Below are 18,311 nucleotides of genomic sequence, written 5' to 3'. Positions count from 1 at the left end.
GTATACCCAATTTTCAGCAAAATGCATACTGTTATTCCTTAGCGCTAACTGGATCAAGAAAGTGCCATTATCGTGATCGCTCTCGTGAGGATTTTCTCGCTTGGCCTTTTGTCTCTACATTTTGCTTGGTCAGGTTTTGCTTGGTAAGATGGCGCATCACGCGCATTTATTAGACCAGACGGTATTCTATTTTGAATTTACACAACATAATCGCTCTCCCTGAACTTGAAGGCAAACTGCTCAATCACGCAAAAACTCAAGGTTTCGTGACCTCAATGGCCGCTGCGCCAAACATTCTTCCTCCAAACGAATGGCTTCCGTTCCTTTGGGGTGGTGAAGAAACGGCTCCTTTCCTCGATGGTGAACAACTCGAAAGCTATATTGATGCCATCGTGAATCTTTGGAATCAAGCTCGCCCAGCGTTGATTGAGGGCACTTGGCAATGGCCAGAAGAGTGCGAGCTAGACGAAGCAGAGATTGTTAACGAAGCAACACGCGATTTCTGCGAAGGCCTGTTGCAAGGCTGGCAATTAGCCCGTGATGATTGGGAAACGCTGATGCCGGAACACAGCGAAGAAAACGCCTTGCTCGGCGGTGTGCTGCTGTCTCTGACCATGCTGTACGATCCAGAGACCACCATCGCAACATTAAGCGAGCAAGGTTTTGACGGGTTGGATCAATTTGCTGAGATCTTCAATGCCATGCCAATGATGCTGTGTGGACTGACTCAGCGTGGCGTGATGCTGGCGGACGAACAGTAACGCCATCAATACCCTATAAAACAAAGACCCCAGCCAATAAGCTGGGGTCTTTGTTTTCGGCTGAAAAATTACGCCTTTCCATTGCTTATAAGATCACATGTGGCAAGTAACGAGCAAGATCTTGAGTAATAATGCTGGAGTCCTCACGAATGGAAATACCAGCTGCTTTATCATTCACCAACCAACTGCCGATCAATGTGTGGCTATTGCCAAATTTCGGAAGCGGGCAATACTGTTGAACGATGAAACGTCCTTCACCATACGGCCCTTCTGTCTTGTGATGGGTTTTACCATTGCGGACAATTTCAATATTCGCGCCTTCACGAGAAAACAATGGCTTGATGACGAAATCTTTCAGCGAGCTTGCTTTTGGATCATCGCTAAAATAGGCAGGCAGCAGGTTGGGATGCCCCTCGAACTCTTGCCATAGCAAAGGCAGTAACGCTTTGTTTGACAATACGGACTTCCACATTGGCTCCAACCAGTTCACTTTTGCCTCAGAAAGAAAACGGCTGTATTCATCAGAAAACATCTCTTCCCAAGGGTACAGTTTAAACATCCAGCGAATAACGCGGTTTTCAGCGTCTACAAAACAAGATCGGCTGTCGATACCAATATCTTCAATAAAGACAAACGCCGTTTGCAAACCGGCTTCCTTGGCACAATCTTCAAGGTATTGCACCGTGGCTCGATCTTCTTCTGTCTCTTTACAGCAACTGAAATGCAGTGTTTGCCCCGGCTGAAAGCGGGCAATTTGTCGAAAACGTTCAATCAAAAAATCTTGAAGTATATTGAATTGATCCGCGCGGCGACTCACAGAGCCTTGATTCACCACATCCTCTAGCCACAACCATTGCCAAAACGCGGTTTCAAATAGCGATGTCGGGGTGTCAGCGTTGTTCTCATAGAGCTTTGCAGGCCCGTTACCCGCGTAGGCAAAGTCCAATCGAGAATAGAGTGAAGGCTCATTCATCATCCACGAAAGGCGCACTTGCTCCCACATTGGCTGCGGGATGCCAAAACGAGCTAAGAGTTGCTCATTGTGAACCACTTTATCTACGATGGAGAGACACATTTGATGGATCTCTTCTGTCGGGGCTTCGAGATCTTGTTCGATTTGCTGAAGATTAAATTGGTAGTAAGCCGATTCATCCCAATAAGGTTGCCCATACATGGTATGAAAACCAAAGCCATACCGCTTTGCCAATGCGCGCCAGTGAGCGCGCTCTTCTATCTCACGACGAAACAACTCATCCGCCTCGACTAACCGATACAGAATGGCCAAAGCCACCACGTGACATCACTTTACCAATCGTTCCTCCGCTTGATTTGAGTGAACTGGTATTGATGTTCACCGCTTTGCCCAACGTACTGCCATAAGAGACGCCAGAACCGGAATAGTAGCCATGCTTGTAGCGATAAAGAGGCTCAGAAAAGAAGGATTTGCTGCTGTTCTTTAAACCACTGGTGTCGGAAGTGTAGAAAAAACTATTCATGCGTGGGATGTACGAATGATAAACCGAGCTGTAATGGCACTCATCGTCACTAAACTCACTACGACAAGCTTGCGACGAGCTGTATTTAGGCGCGCTATACTCCGCTCTGGCGAGAGCTTCTTGATAAGCAAGATCACACTGTGCGCCAAACTCTGGGTTATTGCGCTTACAATGGTCGGCATCCTTGAAGATGTACCCTTCCGTCTCGGGTTCGTAAACGGTATAGGCAAAGAAGCCGCCGAATAGAACATAAGGGATCGCTGGCATGATCTTCTCAAAGGAAGATTTTTTGACATTCGAGCTGCGTTTCATCTCAGCTCCTAGTAAGACATGCACGCAGCGTTCAGCACGCCAACGGAAATTGATACGGTCGCAGAAATAATACCTGCTGGGATCTCATCACGTTCGATGCGTTCGGTGATTCGAGGCACTAAAACAAAGCGAACGATGGCAAAAGCGATCACCTGCGCGCACATTGCAACGACACCCCAAACCGCGAAATCCACGAGACTGATGGCGTTTTTTGCTGCACCTGAAATGGCAATGCAGTAGCCTAAAAAAGCGCCGCTGAGTGCAATGGCTGCCGCGGTATTGCTGTGCTCTTTGATTAACTTCCATTCATCGTACGGAGTTAAACGAACATAGATGAACTTGAATGCGAGCACAAAAGCAATCGAGAGTGAAAAATAGAGTAAAAAGTTAGTAAAGCCAGCCAACAGACCTGATAAAACAGACATTAATTTTCCTTTATAGCTTCCCATTCGAATGAATGGATACGTTCATCTGCAATGTAAAACAGTTTTGCCCCACTTGGCACTTTGCGATCGAGATGCGGATTGAGCTCAATACCTTGGCCCACGTCCACCGCAATCAACGTTGCTTGGTGATGCTTTTTTAGAAATGAAAATAGCGCGTCGACATTGGTTTGCGCTAAATGTTTGGGATACTCAACAGAGTATTGCGTCATGCCGCGAGTAGAGGCGAGCAACTCTTGGTGAAGCGCGCTTGACCCTGGGTCAACGGCAGCCTTGGCCAACATTTCCGCGCCCACAGCGGGGATGCACTCCGCTTTAGGGCAGTGCTGACTCAAGAGTTGCCCTAGTGCATCATCCTTAAAATACGCTAACAAATGAGCATTAGGGTTAATGTTGGCACAGTAAAGCGCAGCCGAAAGCGTGATATCGTCTTGCTGATTATCAACAATAATACAGCTTGCATCCGCCACATTCGCGTTCGCCATTTCCAACGCGTCGGTATAGCTGGTTACCTTCACAAAGCCAATTTCTCCGGGGAGAGGATTTTCAATATCCGAGCGGGAACAGAGCACAATGGGTCGCTTACCCACCTCTTCATGTTGCAACATACGAATCAGGTGGACGGTTCTTTGTCCATTCCAACCTAGCAAAAGAATATGGTTATTCACGCGCACTCTCCTTTTTCCCAATACACCTGCTCGCCAGTAATCAATCACTGAACTTGCCACACGCCCCAACAAAGCTGCAAACAGACTTAACCCGCCAGGGATCACCACAAGAATCACAACCCAACGGCCCAGTGGCGTTGCCGGAGATAAATCACCGTAGCCCACGGTCGACGCCGTCACCATCAGGTAATAGACAAATGTCGTGACATTTTCAGTGAGTGCTTGCTCCCCTGCCCACGTAAGCAAGAGCCAGCACAGCGCGACATAGCACACCAACAAAATGAACAGATTGCGATTACTCAAGCTAAATACATGCGCTTGAAACCACTTTTTGAGTAGAAACCAAACCGACATAATCGACGTCCTTATTCATCAAGAGGCTGAATATAAAGCAATTATTTGATACAAAAAAACCAGCCATGGTGGCTGGTTCAAAATTTTGTGAGCAAACACTCAAATTTATGCATTGCCTTTCACTTGCATGTTTAACTTTTCCGCAAAGTCCAACATACGGTTTAATGGAATCAATGACTTAACACGAAGAGCTTCATCAACGAAAATCTCGTGCTGTTCGCCACCTTCGCGCAAAGCGGTTTCAATCGCTTTCAACCCGTTCATCGCCATCCACGGACAATGTGCACAGCTGCGACATGTGGCACCGGCACCTGCTGTTGGTGCTTCTATCAACTCTTTCTCAGGTACCAACTGCTGCATTTTAAAGAAAATGCCTTTATCAGTTGCAACAATCATTTTCTGCTGTGGCAGCTCTTTTGCCGCTTTGATCAACTGACTTGTTGATCCCACCGCATCGGCGAGCTCTACAACACTTGCCGGAGATTCTGGATGAACAAGGATTGCAGCATCCGGATACACAGCTTTCATTTTGCGCAAGGCGTCAGCAGAAAACTCATCGTGAACAACGCACTCACCTTGCCAAAGCAACATGTCTGCACCCGTTTTGTTCGCGATGTAAGAACCAAGATGGCGATCTGGCCCCCAAATGATCGGTTTATCTTCAGCATCCAGATGCTCAACAATTTCCAGAGCAATACTTGAGGTTACAACCCAATCCGCTCTTGCTTTTACTGCCGCAGAAGTGTTGGCATAAACCACTACAGTGTGGTCAGGATGGGCATCACAGAATTCAGTGAATTTATCTGCCGGACAACCAAGATCCAGTGAACATTCGGCTTCCAGTGTCGGCATAAGAATGCGTTTTTCTGGCGTTAGAATTTTTGCCGATTCACCCATAAAGCGTACACCCGCAATAATCAGGGTACCTGCTGGATGACGGTTACCAAATTTAGCCATTTCAAGAGAATCACCAACAAAACCACCGGTTTCTTCAGCCAGCGCTTGGATCTCAGGATCGGTGTAATAGTGGGCGATCAAGACCGCGTCTTTCTCTTTAAGTAGCTGTTTGATACTGGCGATATACGCCGCTTTCTCGTCCTGAGTCAGGGGAATTGGCTTCGGCGGGAAAGGGTAAACGGTGTCAATTTTATCTAGTATGTGGCTCATTGCTCTTGCTCTACGCAACTTCCTTTAATCCGCGTATTGTAACCTTAAGATTATGTAAGATGCAAAAGCCGCACGCATTGTTTCCAGCAGGCGAGAAGCAAAAAATAAGGAGCTTTCGCTCCCTATTTTACAGTTTTGATTTTGCCACTTTGGCAGAGGCGCTGCCTGGGTGTTCATCTATCGCTTGCTGATAATATTTTTTCGCCTGTTCAGGATTGTTATTACGTGCAGCGATGTCACCCAGTTTCACTAGAGCATCAGCGCGTTTGTTTGAATCCTTATAAGAGACGACAGCAGCAAAACTTTTCGCCGCTTCTTTATCTTGTTTTTGAGCAAAATAAAGCTGGCCTAACCAGTAATGAGAGTTAGGGGCGAAATTGGAATCGGGAAAATCTTTCTGGAACTGCTTAAACGCAGCAATTGCACCAGCGTAATCCCGCTTCTTCAAAATTAGGTCTACGGCATTTTGATAGGCCGTTTGCTCATCGACATTGGAGCTAAACACGCCCTGCTCACCGCCTTCTTCCACGGCCGTTGCTTGGGTTGGCGTTCTTACCGTCTTGATTTCATTGCGGACACGATCAAGCTCAATAAAGAGTTCTCTTTGTCTTTCCAGCATTTGCTGCATATCGTAACTGTTGCGCTCAAGTTGACCACGAAGTTCGGCAATTTCTTGCGACATTTGATCAATTTGCTGCTGCATTTGCAATTGCACGCGATTACGGTTTTGCAATAAACGTTCAAGACGCTGTACATCCGTTTCCGGAGCAGAGGAAGACGTAGCGGAAGCTACCGAAGTGTTCGTTGAATCGCTGTTGAGATCGGATACTGGAGCTGGTGCAGCGAACGCTAGGTTCGCTGCACTTGCCAGTAACGTAAGCGTAACAGCTCGCTTAGTGTTACTGAACATGAGGCAATTCCTCAATTAGTATACTAGAACTGCGCGACGGTTTTTCGCGTAGACTTCTTCAGTCTGGCCTAGTAGTAGAGGCTTCTCTTCACCGTAGCTTACGATAGCAATTTGGTCTGCCTGAACACCTAGCGCTTGTAGGTATTTAGCAACAGCTTGCGCACGACGCTCACCTAGTGCGATGTTGTACTCAGGAGTACCACGCTCGTCAGCGTGACCTTCGATAGTCACTTTTAGGTTTACGTTTTTGCTTAGGTAAGCTGCGTGAGCTGCTAGCATCTCTTCGTAATCGCTAGAGATAGTTGCATTGTCAAACGCGAAGTAGATTGTCTGAGTTTCACGAAGAGCTTGCTCTTTCAGTTCTTGCTCAGAAAGCTGACCATTCTGATCGATTGGCGTTACAACTGTTGTGTCAGTTGTGTTCGCAGAACCAGAAGTAGTTTGGTTTGTTTCAGTGCTGGTGCCTGCGTTAGACGCAGCGTCATCACTAGAGCTACACGCGGTAACAGCCATCACTGGTAGTGCGATTAGAAGCCCTTTAAGAACCTTATTAAGTTGCATCTTATTTTCCTTTGTTTATCAAACTTAGTTGCTACAAAAACGGAGACCATGCGGGAGCTCTTACACGCCCATTTGTTGCCGGTAATCTAGCTTTAAAGCGGCCATCGATAGAAACCATCGACAACACATTTTTTTTATCGTAAATGGAGCTATAAATCACCATACCTCCATTCGGGGCGATACTCGGAGACTCGTCCAACAACGTTTTGGTTAATACCTGAACGGCGCCGGTTTCGAGATCTTGCTTAGCCAAATTAAAACCTGAATCGCTTCGATTGACCATAATCAAGAATCGTCCATCTGGCGTTATCTGCCCACCTAGGTTTTGGCTGCCTTGCCAAGTAAGACGGCTAGTCGACCCGTCGCTCAAATTTACTCTATATATCTGGGGTTTACCACCCCGATCCGATGTAAAGATGAGTGATTTGCCATCAGGATGCCAAAATGGCTCCGTATTATTTGATCTATCCCTCGTTATTTGTGTTAGCTGACGCGTTTGCAGATCCAGAGTGTAGATCTGAAGCGAACCAGTTTTTGACAATACGATGGCTAATTTCTTGCCATCTGGAGAGAATCTTGGCGCACCATTGTGGCGAGGGAATGACGTTAGCTTTTCATGCTCACCGGTATAAATATTCAGTACAAAGATTTCAGCTTGGCCATTTTGGAAACTCACATAAGCAAGCTGACGACCATCAGGAGACCAAGCAGGAGACATGAGAGGCTGCTTTGAACGCAGCACTAAACGTTCGTTAAAACCGTCGTAATCTGCCACTCGTAACTGATATGGGAATTTGTCTTTATCATTCACCACCACATAAGCAATGCGAGTGAGAAACGCACCACGTTCACCAGTGAGCTGCTCGTAGATCAGATCGGAAATGCGGTGAGCATACTCACGCATTCTTGGAGCGGTAATCGTCGCCACTTTATTGAACAATACGTGATCTTTCGACAGCACTAATTGGCCATCTTCCAGCGCTCGGCTTTGACCACTAGTCAGTTGGCCTCTCACCACATCCACCAGTTGGTAGTTGATGACGTACTCGCCTTTTTCATTTTGTGTCACAGAACCCGTTAGCAAGGTATCCACACCTAAGTTAGTCCATGCGTCGAAGTTAATTTCCGACTCATTGTAAGGTGTTTGAGGCATCTTGCTGGTAGGAATTGGGCTGAATTTGCCACTGCGTTGAAGATCCGACGCGACAACAGACGAAATATCAACAGGCAGTGCTTTTGTTCCTTGCCATTTAAAAGGAACAATCGCAATTGGTCTTGCTGAATCGATACCATCGGTGATGATCAATTCCAAAGCCGCATTGGCTACATTCGTGACGCTGCTTAGCAGCACTAGTAATCCCATCAAAAGGCGTTTTTTCACGTCTTAGTCCTTTTATTCGAAATCAACAGTTAAATTGATATTACGCAGCTCTTGTCTCACTGCATCATCCGCTGGCATTGGGAAGGAACCAACCTGCAAAATAGCGCTCTTAGCCGCGTTACAGACTCGGGTATCCCCTTCCAAAATACTTACCGAATTGACGATTGCATCGACACCTGTTGGTATCAATTTAATGTTCACCTTACACGACTTTCCCAACAAATATTCATCCTTAAGAAGGCGTTGCTGAATAAGTTGTGTGTAAATAGCACCATAACGATTTTTTTCATCCAGAACATGCTGGCTTCTCGCTGCGCTGTTTTGGCTAGATTCAGTTTCAAGCCCAGCAAAAATGTCGTTCAGTGCGGCTTCTTGTTCTTTACGTTCACGCTCAAGACGCTCTAAACGTTCTTTTTCCTTACGCGCCTTTTCTGCGGCCTCTTTGGCGGCTTTTTCCTTCGCTATGCGCTCTTGCTCTGCCTTAGCGGCGGCTTCTTTTTCACGGCGAGCTTTTTCTTCTGCCTCTTTTGCCGCTTTTTCCTTCGCGATGCGTTCTTGCTCTGCTTTCGCGATGGCTGCTTCTTTCGCTAAACGTTCTTGTTCCGCTTTTTTAATCGCTTCTTCTTTTGTTTTTCGCTCAGCTTCAAGCTTTGCAACACGCTCTTTCTCTTTGCGTGCTTTTTCTTCTGCGACTTTCTTCTCTTGTTCTTTCTGTTTACGCGCTTCTTCGGCTTCTCGCGCCGCTTTGGCATCACGCGCTTGTTGCTCCTTTAGCTTGCGCAACTGATCTTCTTCCGCTTTGCGATTCTTCTCCAGTTGCTCCGCTTCACGACGCAGTTTATCTAATCTTTCTTGCTCTTTTTTTGCTGCCGATTCGCGCTGCTGACGAATTTGATTGGCTTGCTGTTTTACTAAGTTAGGGTCAATGACGACTGCCTGGACCATCTGCCCACTCGGCTGTGGTTTAGACATGGTAAAGTCCGCGCCCCACAAAAGTGCGATAACTAAAACAACGTGCAGAGCCGCCGATACTGCTATCGGTACTACGTAATCATTCCGTTTGCTTTTCTTTTCTCTCATGATCGCGTCTGGTTCTATTTGATATCCGTCAGTAGGCCGACTTTCTCGATGCCAGCCTTACTCAGCTCATCTAACAACAAAACGACTTCCGCATAAGGTGTCGCCGCGTCACCACCCACTGCCACGGGAGAATTTGGCTTTAGTGAAAGTTCGGCTTTCACACGTACAATCACATCTTCTAAAGAGAGTCCACGCTGCACTTCATCATTGTTTACACTCAGACCTAGGTTGCCCTCGCTGTCGACCTCAATGATGATAAAGCTGCTGTCACTTTCACCCGCTAAATCCGACATGGTTTTAGCGTTACTGGTTTTTGGCAACTCAACGTCAACGCCCTGAGAAACAAACGGGGCTGTTGCCATAAAGATGATCAACAGTACTAACATAACGTCGATATATGGCACGACGTTAATCTCTGCGGTCATCTTACGTTTTTTTGGTTGATACCCGGCCATTACTGACTACCTGCCATCGCCTGACGGTGCAGAATGCTATGGAACTCTTCCGAAAACGTTGAGTAGTTGTGCTCTAGCTTGCCCACTTTACTGGCAAATCGGTTGTAAGCCATAACCGCAGGGATCGCGGCAAAAAGACCCATCGCTGTCGCAATAAGCGCTTCTGCGATACCCGGAGCCACCATTGATAATGTTGCTTGCTTCACTTCGCCAAGCGCGATGAAAGCATGCATGATACCCCACACAGTACCAAATAGACCGATATATGGCGTAATAGAACCTACGGTAGCAAGGAATGGTAAACTCGTTTCCAGCTCGTCAACTTCACGAGACACCGCGACTCGCATGGCGCGACCAGTGCCTTCCATCACGAAGTCCGGCGATGTTGGGTTGGTTTTGCGTAAACGCGCGAATTCGGTGAATCCCGCGTAGAAAATTTCTTCGGTGCCAGAAAGCTCATCTTTTCGAGCTTTGATTTGTTGGTACAACTGAGAGAGATCAATACCTGACCAAAATTTATCTTCAAACTCTTCTGCATCTTTTGCTGCTTTTGAAAGCACTTTACTGCGTTTGATGATCATGGCCCATGACACAACTGACATACCAAGCAAAGTCAACATTACCAGTTTTACCAGTAGGCTTGCTTGTAAAAACAGGTCAAGAATAGAAATATCAGCAGTCACTATTTGTCAGCTCCGAAATAATAGAAGTGGGTATTGCAATTGGCTTCATTTTTACATTGTCGATACATGCTACCTTAACTGTTGCTTTACACAATAACTTGCCGTCATCATTGACTAATTCCTGACAGAAAAGCAGCGAAGCGCGTTTAATTTCGCCAATTTTAGTCAATATGGTGAGGTGTTGGTCAAGGCGAGCACCCTGAATAAAATCGATATCCATGTGTCGGACAACAAAGCCGATGTTTTGTTCCAGCAAGACATTCTGCGAAATACCGACTGAGCGTAATAATTCGGTCCTTGCTCGCTCAAAAAACTTCAGATAATTGGAGTGGTATACCACACCACCTGCATCGGTGTCTTCGTAATACACTGTAACTGGCCAAGTAAAAGGCTGACGTATTCCGTTCAAAATTCTACCAATTCATTCGCGTTTAAAGGCAATTACTATAACGTAAGCGGCATAAATTGGTACCGCAGTTCAGACTTTTTTTGAGTTGCGTGGGGAAAATAAAAAGCCAGGCAAGATGCCTGGCTCAATTATTAACCTTTTCGGTTACAAAATGTATAAAGCGGTGAGAAACAGCAATATAGACAGCGAGAAGTATGGGCTAAACAAGAGTTGCCACACCCATTTCCTCGGCTTAAATCCAACGCCATAAACCATGCTGGAGCAAACCGCCCAGATTAGAGCAGGACCGATTAGCGCATTGAATCCACCAATCGCAGTTGCGTATGCTACTGGGTCCCACATAACTAATCCCACGTGCAAGAAACCAAGCAACAACGCAATCACTTTTAAGATTGTTTTGTCTAGCGGCTCATGCAACGAAGCGATTCGCGCATCCAAGTTACTCACTGTCTTTATCCATCATTTCACTGTGCTCTAACCAAAGAGCATTAATAATGCCGAATGCACACGCTAATAGTACACCCAGAATCCATGCGAAATACCACATAGTAATTACTCCTTAGTAAGCTGAAACGTCGTTGTCTTCGATGTGTTTCTTATCTAGACGACCAAACATCTTGTAGTAAGTCCAAGTTGTGTAGCCAAGAATCACAGGTACCATAACCGCCGCGACAGCCGTCATCAAACCAAGGGTCAGTTCACTTGCTGTTGAATCCCACATAGTCAAGCTGTGCGCAGGAACAAGGCTTGAAGGCATCACGAATGGGAACATTGCGAAGCCAGCCGTCAAAATCACACCTGCGTTTGCCAAGCTTGAGAATAGGAAAGCGAAACCACCACGCTCAAAACGAGAGGCAATCACCGCAAGCAATGGCATGAACACGCCCAATACTGGCGCAGCCCACATGGCTGGATAAGTTTCAAAGTTCGCCATCCAAGCGCCTGCTTGTTGGACAACCTCTTTATTCAGAGGGTTGGAATCTGCAAATGTATCGATGGTGCTCGTAATCACGTAGCCTTCGATCGATTGAACCCAGAAACCACCAATCACGAACAATGCCACAACCACAAGGCCCGCAATTTGAGCAACGTTACGTGCACGGGTATGCAGCGCTTCTGTTGTCTTCATTTGTAGCCAAGTTGCACCCTGGAGAACAAACAACATTAAGCTGAGAACACCACAAAGCAATGCAAATGGATTCAATAGTGCAAAGAATGAACCTTTGTACTCTGACATTAGCAGGTTGTTCAACTCAAATGGTACGCCTTGCAGTAAGTTACCAAAAGCAACACCGAAAATGACTGGCGGTACCGCGCCACTAAAACAGATCGCGCCATCCCATGCATTACGCCATTTTGGGTTTTCGATTTTAGAACGGTAGTCTAAGCCAAGTGGACGTAGCCAAAGTGCCGCTAACGTGACATACATCGCTAGATAGAAGCCAGAGAACGACGTTGCATAAACCAAAGGCCAAGCGGCAAACAGTGCACCACCAGCGGTGATTAGCCAAACTTGGTTACCATCCCAGTGCGGTGCGATGGTGTTGATCATCACACGACGCTCTGTGTCGTTTTTACCGATAACAGGAACGAGCGCACCCACCCCCATATCGAAACCATCGGTGACGGCGAAACCAACCAGTAGAACACCGATCAGAACCCACCAAATCAGTCGTAAGATTTCATAATCAAACATTTTCTGTCTCCTTGCCTTACGCTTCTACTTGGCGATTAACTTTGTCTTCAATAGACTCGCCATTTTGTTCGAAGTGGTAACGACCTGTTTTAAGGCTACTTGGTCCCTTGCGAGCGAACTTCAACATGAGGTACACCTCTGCAATCAGGAACACTGTGTACAGTGCCAAAATAGCGAATAGAGAGGTCCATAGCTCACCAATCGTCAGTGCCGAAGCGGCAACGTGGGTTGGGAGAATTTCACCCACCGCCCAAGGTTGACGACCGTACTCAGCGACGAACCAACCTGCTTCGATCGCAATCCAAGGAAGTGGGATGCTAAATAGCGCCGCTTTCAGAATCCAAGGTTTTTGCTCGATCTTTTGACGGCACGTTTGAACGAATGCAGCACCAAAGACAAACAGCATGATGAAGCCACAGCCAACCATGATGCGGAACGACATAAATAGTGGCCACACGGTTGGAATGGAGTCATCCGCAGCGGCTTGAATTTGCTCTTCCGTTGCATCGGTCACCTTGTCGGTATAACGCTTAAGTAGCAAGCCGTAACCAAGGTCACCTTTCACTTCATCAAATGCCGCTTTGTTCGCTTCAGAGCGATCGCCAGCACGAAGTTTTTCTAGCAACTCGTAGGCATACATACCGTTACGGATACGATCAACGTGCTGATCACGTAGGTCACGAAGGCCCGTTACTTGCTCGTCAAAAGAGCGCGTCGCAATGATACCCATAACGTAAGGGATCTTGATCGCGTAGTCGGTGTGCATGGTTTCTTGGTTCGGTAAACCAAACAGAGTAAACGCTGCTGGAGCAGGCTCTGTGTGCCATTCTGCTTCTACCGCCGCAAGTTTTACTTTTTGTACTTCGCCAAGCTCGTAACCTGATTCATCACCAAGAACGATAACGGACAAGATCGATGCCATACCGAACGAAGCCGCAATAGCAAACGAACGACGCGCAAATGCGACGTCACGGCCTTTCAATAGATAGTATGAGCTGATGCCAAGGATAAACATGGCACCCGTTGTATAACCAGACGCAACGGTGTGAACAAACTTCACCTGAGCAACAGGGTTAAGTACCACTTCGGCAAAGCTCACCATCTCCATACGCATGGTTTCGAAGTTGAACTCAGCGCCCACTGGGTTTTGCATCCAGCCATTCGCGACAAGAATCCACAACGCAGAGAAGTTAGAACCTAATGCCACTAACCATGTAACGGCCAAGTGTTGACGTTTAGATAATCTCTCCCATCCGAAGAAGAATAGACCGACGAAGGTGGACTCTAAGAAGAATGCGACGAGTGCCTCAATAGCAAGAGGGGCACCGAAAATGTCACCGACATAATGGGAATAGTAAGACCAGTTCGTACCAAACTGGAATTCCATGGTAAGGCCTGTGGCCACACCTAGGGCAAAGTTAATACCAAAAAGCTTACCCCAGAACTTAGTCATGTCCTTGTAGATTTGCTTATCGGTCATTACGTACAGCGATTCCATGATGGCTAAAAGGAAAGCCATGCCTAGAGTCAAAGGTACGAATAGGAAGTGATACATCGCTGTCAGTGCAAACTGCAACCGCGACAGATCAACTACGTCAATCATGGTAACTCCTATGTGTCGGCTGAATGACACTCTCTACATTTTACAAATCATCATCAAGAGTTGAACTTTCTTGAGTAATGTTGAATTAAACCAACATATTGTTGCAAAAATGTACCGCATTGGTTAGTTAATTGTTAAGCATCAGCTAATATAGCTGCGGCTAATACTACTGCTAAAAACTGAGGGTTTCAAAAGTTTTATAAACGCAAAGCGCTTTGATTTGAATCAAGAAACATGCGGCATTTCTGTCTAAAAAACAATCAACTTGATCTAAATCAAGCAAATGCAAGACAGTTTGTTAACGCCAGGTAATCAGAAGGAAATGCACGCCTCATTATGGCTACGAGATGTTTACAATGCGCGATTTTGCATTACCTATTTAGAGGTAGTTGGATTTTCTTTATTGTGATTTTGCTCACATTAAAGAAAAGGCTAGGAAATTTAATGCCTAGCCTTGCAAACTTACTTTTCAATTCCGAAATGAAGATACGCCCGATCGGTTGCGATTCGCCCTCGAGGCGTGCGTTGTAAATAACCCTGCTGAATCAAATATGGCTCTAACACATCTTCAATCGTGTCTTTCTCTTCACCGATCGCGGCTGCCATGTTATCCAAGCCTACCGGACCACCACCAAATTTCTCCATGATGGCCAACAGCAACTTGCGGTCCATGTAATCAAAGCCTTTCGAGTCCACATCTAGCATGTTGAGCGCTTTGTCTGCGGTGTCTGCACAGATGTGACCATTGCCTTTTACTTCAGCAAAATCGCGTACGCGGCGCAACAAGCGATTGGCAATACGCGGTGTACCACGCGCACGACGCGCCACCTCTAATGCCCCTTCCGCTTCCATGGAAAGCCCCAAGCAGTCAGCACTGCGTTGCACGATATTCTGCAGATCAGGAATTTTGTAATACTCCAAACGCTGGGTAATACCAAAACGATCACGCAGAGGGGAAGTCAGTGAGCCGGCACGAGTGGTTGCACCAATTAGCGTAAAGGGCGGCAAATCGATTTTGATTGAACGTGCAGCAGGGCCTTCACCAATCATAATATCCAATTGGTAATCTTCCATGGCTGGATACAGCACTTCTTCCACCATCGGGCTGAGTCGGTGTATCTCATCAATAAAGAGCACGTCGTTTTCTTCAAGATTGGTCAGCAAGGCCGCTAAATCTCCCGCTTTTTCTAACACCGGCCCTGACGTGGTGCGAATATTTACGCCCATCTCGTTTGCAACAATGTTCGCTAAGGTGGTTTTACCCAAACCTGGAGGGCCAAAAATCAATAAATGGTCGAGCGCTTCGTTACGCAATTGCGCGGCTTTAATAAAAATTTCCATTTGATCACGTACGTGATCTTGGCCTTGGTAATCGGCGAGTTTCTTTGGTCGTATCGCGCGGTCAATCACATCTTCATCACGAAAAGCGGGATTGTCCGGAGCAATTAAGCGATCTGCTTCAATCATATCAATACCTATTTTGCGCGATTAGACCATGGACTTGAGCGCTTCACGGATCAACTGTTCGCTGGTCATATCCGGTTTAGCAATCTGTGATACGACTTTTGATGCCTGAACAGGCTTATATCCCAACGCCAAGAGCGCACTGACCGCTTCTTCTTCTGCGCTGTTACTGCTTGTGCTGCCTGAATCAACTGGCGCCGCATCGGTAAACGGCGTGAACAGATCGCCAGCGCTCCAACCTTTCAAACGATCTTTCATCTCAACCACAAGACGTTCTGCGGTCTTCTTGCCAACGCCCGGTAATTTCACCAGCGTGGAAATGTCTTCTCTTTCTACCGACGCCACAAACTGGCTTGCCGTCATGCCTGATAAAATGGCCAAACCCAGTTTTGGTCCAACCCCATTGGCTTTGATAACTTCTCTAAACAGCGCTCGTTCTTTCACGGTATTGAATCCATAAAGTAACTGAGCATCTTCACGCACCACAAAATGAGTATAGATAATGGCTTCTTCCCCAATGTTAGGAAGCTCGTAGAAACAACTCATTGGCATCTGAACTTCATAGCCAATGCCATTAACTTCAATCAACAATTCAGGGGGTTGTTTTTCCAGCAGAATGCCGCGAAGACGTCCGATCACGTTCAATACTCTTTAGAAATGAATTTGCGACAGGATAATAAAGAACTGGATAGACATCCAGTTCTTTATCTTAGTGAGTGGCGTTTTTTGAGATCACTTGATCGAGTTGGTTACTGAGCAACCGGACTTTATTCACTTGCTGTCGTAACTCACTACCATTGTCTGCCACCACATCGGCAACGCACTTAGTATTGGCCACATTCAATGCCACTTCGCTACTGGCGTCATCCAACTCTTTGACGGCTTGGTTTTGTTGCCCTACGATATCAGCCAATGCTTGCACATCGACATGAATTGTATTGATTTGTGCGATGATGTTCTCCATTCGCTCGGCACTCAGGTGCACCACTTGCTGTCCGTGACGAACTTCTTGTTCACTTCTGTCCAATAACTGGCGAATTTCCAACGCGGAGTAGCTACTCTTTGACGAAAGCTCGCGTACCTGCTCTGCGACCACCGCAAACCCTCGGCCTTGCTCTCCTGCTCTGGCCGCTTCAATCGCTGCGTTCAATGCCAATAAGTTGGTTTGTTCTGCAACTGAGGTAATCAAATCTGCCACTCGCATGATCTGCTCATGACTGGTGAGTATTTGTGTAATAGCTTGAGTGGAGTCAACAAGCAACCTTGAACTTTCCGCCGCTTGCTGATGGACAGTTTCACTGCGTTGCTGAAGTTCACTGACAAATCGGCCAGACTCATTCAACCCTTCCGCAATATGGTGGATCTGCTGACTTATTTCTTCCGCCGCGCTCGCTTGACTTTGACAGTTCAAATTAAGCTGACTGACTTGAGCATCTAGGGTTTGCGATTGTGAATCCAGCGCTAAAGAAACCTGATTGAGTTCGGTCGAACTTACCGTCGCCTGTTGCAGTACCTGAGTAAGATTTGCAGCCCCTTGTTTGGCATTCAACGCCGCTTCTTCACTTTGTGCGGTTGCCCATTCCGCACCTGAGATAGCTTTATCACGCTGTCCTGCCGTGTAGGCTTGAGCAATGCAGATCACCACCAAGGGCAATACGGTGCCCGACCATATTTCCACGCGAAGGGCTGACGATGCGAGCTCGAGCTGAGGGAAAGCCACTCCAGAAAGATGAAAGTAAGTCATCAGAGCGGCAATCATGATCACTGAACCACTCCATATCAGCGCCATGATGCGAGTCGCGGAAAGAAAAAATGCCACGATCAACAGCGGGACCCAATACGTTTGGGTAGACTCCACCACGCCGCCACTTTGATAAATGATGTTGAGCGCATGTGTCACCATTCCAACAAAACCAATGTTAAGGGCCAATATCGGTTTTCGACTCCATCGTAACACTGCCGCGGCGGCGAGTTCGCACAGAATCAGAGCGATTGAGGTGGTGATCAGACTTTCATGGCCGTGACGCGACCATTTGAACAAACTGTATAGGCCAACGAGGAACGCGATAAAGGTAAACAGCGACAGAATCGCCGCTTGTCTTTGCTGAGCGCTCGTCCATTGGGCTTGTGAAGGCACACAAAAGCGGTGCCAGAGATGAGCGGGATTCATCTTCAATCTTCCTTGACTGAAATATAACTAGACCTCCGACCAGATTAATTTTTTAACAATTAAATAACAAATTAGATTATTTATTCTGCTTGAGATGTCTCATTTTTAAGCCAATTAGCGATAACGGCCTCGTTTAGCACTGGTCGCCTGCCCGGCTAAGGCAATGAGGGTTTTATTGGTATTGGCGTGACAAATGGCAACACCTAACGCATCGGCCGCGTCCGCCTGGGGTTTAGCGGGTAACTTGAGCATATGTTGCACCATGTGTTGCACCTGTGCTTTATCAGCCCCACCCGTGCCTACCACGGCTTGCTTAATCAAACGAGCTGCGTATTCGTAAACTGGCAAATCGTGATTCACGGCAGAAACGATCGCCGCACCACGCGCTTGGCCAAGTTTGAGTGCTGAGTCAGCATTTTTCGCCATGAAGACCTGTTCGATGGCAAACACATCCGGCTGAAACTGAGTAATAATCTCCGTTACACCCGCATAAATTTGCTTTAAACGACCAGGTAAATCTTTTTCTGATGTACGAATACAACCACTGCCAAGATATTGCAGGTGTCGGCCATTTTGGCGAATCACACCATAGCCAGTAACGCGAGAGCCTGGGTCAATTCCTAGAATAATCGACATGACACTTCCTATCTGTTCCTTAAACAAAAACTCCCGCGTTTGCGGGAGTTTTTTAACGCTTA

Annotated in this window: 21 protein-coding genes; 1 reads left to right on the top strand and 20 read right to left on the bottom strand. The window is 46.8% G+C overall.

From position 1 onward, the window contains the following. Nucleotides 1–191: 191 nt before the first annotated feature. The gene (locus PQQ36_RS08935; RefSeq protein ID WP_225463763.1) at nt 192–761 is read left to right on the top strand and encodes a UPF0149 family protein; all 570 of its coding nucleotides are present in this window, start codon (nt 192–194) and stop codon (nt 759–761) included. 85 nt (nt 762–846) lie between these two features. On the opposite strand, the gene PQQ36_RS08930 is transcribed toward PQQ36_RS08935, so the two are convergent. From PQQ36_RS08930 to ruvC, 20 genes are all read right to left on the bottom strand, one after another. After that, entirely contained in the window at nt 847–2,010 is a 1,164-nt protein-coding gene (locus tag PQQ36_RS08930; RefSeq protein ID WP_043877266.1) for a glutathionylspermidine synthase family protein, read from the bottom strand. A gap of 1 nt (nt 2,011) precedes the next feature. Further along, the gene (locus PQQ36_RS08925; protein WP_039554218.1) at nt 2,012–2,569 is read right to left on the bottom strand and encodes a DUF1190 domain-containing protein; all 558 of its coding nucleotides are present in this window, start codon (nt 2,567–2,569) and stop codon (nt 2,012–2,014) included. A gap of 8 nt (nt 2,570–2,577) precedes the next feature. Continuing rightward, nucleotides 2,578–2,994, bottom strand: coding sequence for a DUF350 domain-containing protein (locus PQQ36_RS08920; protein ID WP_011080052.1), 417 nt, complete (start codon nt 2,992–2,994; stop codon nt 2,578–2,580). Then, entirely contained in the window at nt 2,994–4,034 is a 1,041-nt protein-coding gene (locus PQQ36_RS08915; RefSeq protein WP_011150779.1) for a potassium channel protein, read from the bottom strand. Before PQQ36_RS08915 ends, PQQ36_RS08920 begins: the two co-directional genes overlap by 1 nt. A gap of 105 nt (nt 4,035–4,139) precedes the next feature. Then, entirely contained in the window at nt 4,140–5,201 is a 1,062-nt protein-coding gene (gene nadA / locus PQQ36_RS08910; RefSeq protein WP_026050624.1) for a quinolinate synthase NadA, read from the bottom strand. Nucleotides 5,202–5,328: 127 nt separating this feature from the next. Beyond that, nucleotides 5,329–6,111 (bottom strand): tol-pal system protein YbgF, encoded by a 783-nt coding sequence (gene ybgF / locus PQQ36_RS08905; RefSeq protein WP_273660953.1) that lies wholly within the window; start codon nt 6,109–6,111, stop codon nt 5,329–5,331. A gap of 15 nt (nt 6,112–6,126) precedes the next feature. Further along, on the bottom strand, nt 6,127–6,672 hold the full coding sequence (gene pal / locus PQQ36_RS08900; RefSeq protein WP_011080048.1) for a peptidoglycan-associated lipoprotein Pal: 546 nt from the start codon (nt 6,670–6,672) through the stop codon (nt 6,127–6,129). A gap of 31 nt (nt 6,673–6,703) precedes the next feature. After that, the gene (gene tolB, locus PQQ36_RS08895; protein ID WP_206760903.1) at nt 6,704–8,035 is read right to left on the bottom strand and encodes a Tol-Pal system beta propeller repeat protein TolB; all 1,332 of its coding nucleotides are present in this window, start codon (nt 8,033–8,035) and stop codon (nt 6,704–6,706) included. Nucleotides 8,036–8,065: 30 nt separating this feature from the next. Beyond that, complete coding sequence (tolA, locus tag PQQ36_RS08890; RefSeq protein ID WP_011080046.1) at nt 8,066–9,133, bottom strand: cell envelope integrity protein TolA; 1,068 nt, start codon at nt 9,131–9,133, stop codon at nt 8,066–8,068. A gap of 14 nt (nt 9,134–9,147) precedes the next feature. Further along, nucleotides 9,148–9,588 carry an ExbD/TolR family protein gene (locus PQQ36_RS08885; protein ID WP_011080045.1) on the bottom strand — a complete coding sequence of 147 codons (441 nt, stop codon included), beginning with the start codon at nt 9,586–9,588 and terminating at the stop codon, nt 9,148–9,150. After that, nucleotides 9,588–10,271, bottom strand: a complete 684-nt coding sequence (gene tolQ / locus PQQ36_RS08880) for a protein TolQ (RefSeq protein WP_011080044.1) — start codon at nt 10,269–10,271, stop codon at nt 9,588–9,590. The genes PQQ36_RS08885 and tolQ overlap by 1 nt, the downstream gene beginning before the upstream one ends. Then, nucleotides 10,261–10,680, bottom strand: coding sequence for a tol-pal system-associated acyl-CoA thioesterase (gene ybgC / locus PQQ36_RS08875; protein WP_011080043.1), 420 nt, complete (start codon nt 10,678–10,680; stop codon nt 10,261–10,263). Before ybgC ends, tolQ begins: the two co-directional genes overlap by 11 nt. A 144-nt stretch (nt 10,681–10,824) precedes the next feature. After that, the gene (gene ybgE / locus PQQ36_RS08870; protein WP_044023823.1) at nt 10,825–11,127 is read right to left on the bottom strand and encodes a cyd operon protein YbgE; all 303 of its coding nucleotides are present in this window, start codon (nt 11,125–11,127) and stop codon (nt 10,825–10,827) included. Next, complete coding sequence (gene cydX / locus PQQ36_RS08865) at nt 11,120–11,227, bottom strand: cytochrome bd-I oxidase subunit CydX (RefSeq protein WP_000270284.1); 108 nt, start codon at nt 11,225–11,227, stop codon at nt 11,120–11,122. The genes ybgE and cydX overlap by 8 nt, the downstream gene beginning before the upstream one ends. A gap of 12 nt (nt 11,228–11,239) precedes the next feature. Next, nucleotides 11,240–12,376 carry a cytochrome d ubiquinol oxidase subunit II gene (cydB, locus tag PQQ36_RS08860; protein WP_011150786.1) on the bottom strand — a complete coding sequence of 379 codons (1,137 nt, stop codon included), beginning with the start codon at nt 12,374–12,376 and terminating at the stop codon, nt 11,240–11,242. A gap of 16 nt (nt 12,377–12,392) precedes the next feature. Continuing rightward, entirely contained in the window at nt 12,393–13,979 is a 1,587-nt protein-coding gene (gene cydA, locus PQQ36_RS08855) for a cytochrome ubiquinol oxidase subunit I (protein ID WP_013571418.1), read from the bottom strand. Between the two features lie 462 nt (nt 13,980–14,441). Continuing rightward, a complete protein-coding gene (gene ruvB, locus PQQ36_RS08850; RefSeq protein WP_011080039.1) occupies nt 14,442–15,446 on the bottom strand; it encodes a Holliday junction branch migration DNA helicase RuvB in 1,005 nt (334 codons plus the stop codon). Nucleotides 15,447–15,467: 21 nt separating this feature from the next. Then, nucleotides 15,468–16,082, bottom strand: coding sequence for a Holliday junction branch migration protein RuvA (gene ruvA / locus PQQ36_RS08845; protein ID WP_011080038.1), 615 nt, complete (start codon nt 16,080–16,082; stop codon nt 15,468–15,470). A gap of 70 nt (nt 16,083–16,152) precedes the next feature. After that, nucleotides 16,153–17,613: a methyl-accepting chemotaxis protein gene (locus PQQ36_RS08840; protein ID WP_225470631.1), complete on the bottom strand. Its 1,461-nt coding sequence runs from the start codon at nt 17,611–17,613 to the stop codon at nt 16,153–16,155. 114 nt (nt 17,614–17,727) lie between these two features. Continuing rightward, the gene (gene ruvC, locus PQQ36_RS08835; RefSeq protein WP_011150789.1) at nt 17,728–18,249 is read right to left on the bottom strand and encodes a crossover junction endodeoxyribonuclease RuvC; all 522 of its coding nucleotides are present in this window, start codon (nt 18,247–18,249) and stop codon (nt 17,728–17,730) included. Nucleotides 18,250–18,311 lie beyond the last annotated feature (62 nt).

The organism is Vibrio sp. CCUG 15886 (genome assembly GCF_028570825.1).
Taxonomy (GTDB): domain Bacteria; phylum Pseudomonadota; class Gammaproteobacteria; order Enterobacterales; family Vibrionaceae; genus Vibrio; species Vibrio vulnificus_B.
Note: the sequence above shows the minus strand (reverse complement) of the source record. Positions and strands in the feature narration are given on the sequence as shown.

What these genes read in the sequence shown, in the direction of transcription:
- nadA (WP_026050624.1), bottom strand. Translation starts at nt 5,201, where the DNA reads ATGAGCCACATACTAGATAAAATTGACACCGTTTACCCTTTCCCGCCG.
- cydB (WP_011150786.1), bottom strand. Translation starts at nt 12,376, where the DNA reads ATGTTTGATTATGAAATCTTACGACTGATTTGGTGGGTTCTGATCGGT.
- PQQ36_RS08840 (WP_225470631.1), bottom strand. Translation starts at nt 17,613, where the DNA reads ATGAATCCCGCTCATCTCTGGCACCGCTTTTGTGTGCCTTCACAAGCC.
- tolA (WP_011080046.1), bottom strand. Translation starts at nt 9,133, where the DNA reads ATGAGAGAAAAGAAAAGCAAACGGAATGATTACGTAGTACCGATAGCA.
- ruvB (WP_011080039.1), bottom strand. Translation starts at nt 15,446, where the DNA reads ATGATTGAAGCAGATCGCTTAATTGCTCCGGACAATCCCGCTTTTCGT.
- PQQ36_RS08885 (WP_011080045.1), bottom strand. Translation starts at nt 9,588, where the DNA reads ATGGCCGGGTATCAACCAAAAAAACGTAAGATGACCGCAGAGATTAAC.
- pal (WP_011080048.1), bottom strand. Translation starts at nt 6,672, where the DNA reads ATGCAACTTAATAAGGTTCTTAAAGGGCTTCTAATCGCACTACCAGTG.
- PQQ36_RS08925 (WP_039554218.1), bottom strand. Translation starts at nt 2,569, where the DNA reads ATGAAACGCAGCTCGAATGTCAAAAAATCTTCCTTTGAGAAGATCATG.
- tolB (WP_206760903.1), bottom strand. Translation starts at nt 8,035, where the DNA reads ATGGGATTACTAGTGCTGCTAAGCAGCGTCACGAATGTAGCCAATGCG.
- ruvC (WP_011150789.1), bottom strand. Translation starts at nt 18,249, where the DNA reads ATGTCGATTATTCTAGGAATTGACCCAGGCTCTCGCGTTACTGGCTAT.
- PQQ36_RS08915 (WP_011150779.1), bottom strand. Translation starts at nt 4,034, where the DNA reads ATGTCGGTTTGGTTTCTACTCAAAAAGTGGTTTCAAGCGCATGTATTT.
- ybgF (WP_273660953.1), bottom strand. Translation starts at nt 6,111, where the DNA reads ATGTTCAGTAACACTAAGCGAGCTGTTACGCTTACGTTACTGGCAAGT.
- cydX (WP_000270284.1), bottom strand. Translation starts at nt 11,227, where the DNA reads ATGTGGTATTTCGCATGGATTCTGGGTGTACTATTAGCGTGTGCATTC.
- cydA (WP_013571418.1), bottom strand. Translation starts at nt 13,979, where the DNA reads ATGATTGACGTAGTTGATCTGTCGCGGTTGCAGTTTGCACTGACAGCG.
- PQQ36_RS08920 (WP_011080052.1), bottom strand. Translation starts at nt 2,994, where the DNA reads ATGTCTGTTTTATCAGGTCTGTTGGCTGGCTTTACTAACTTTTTACTC.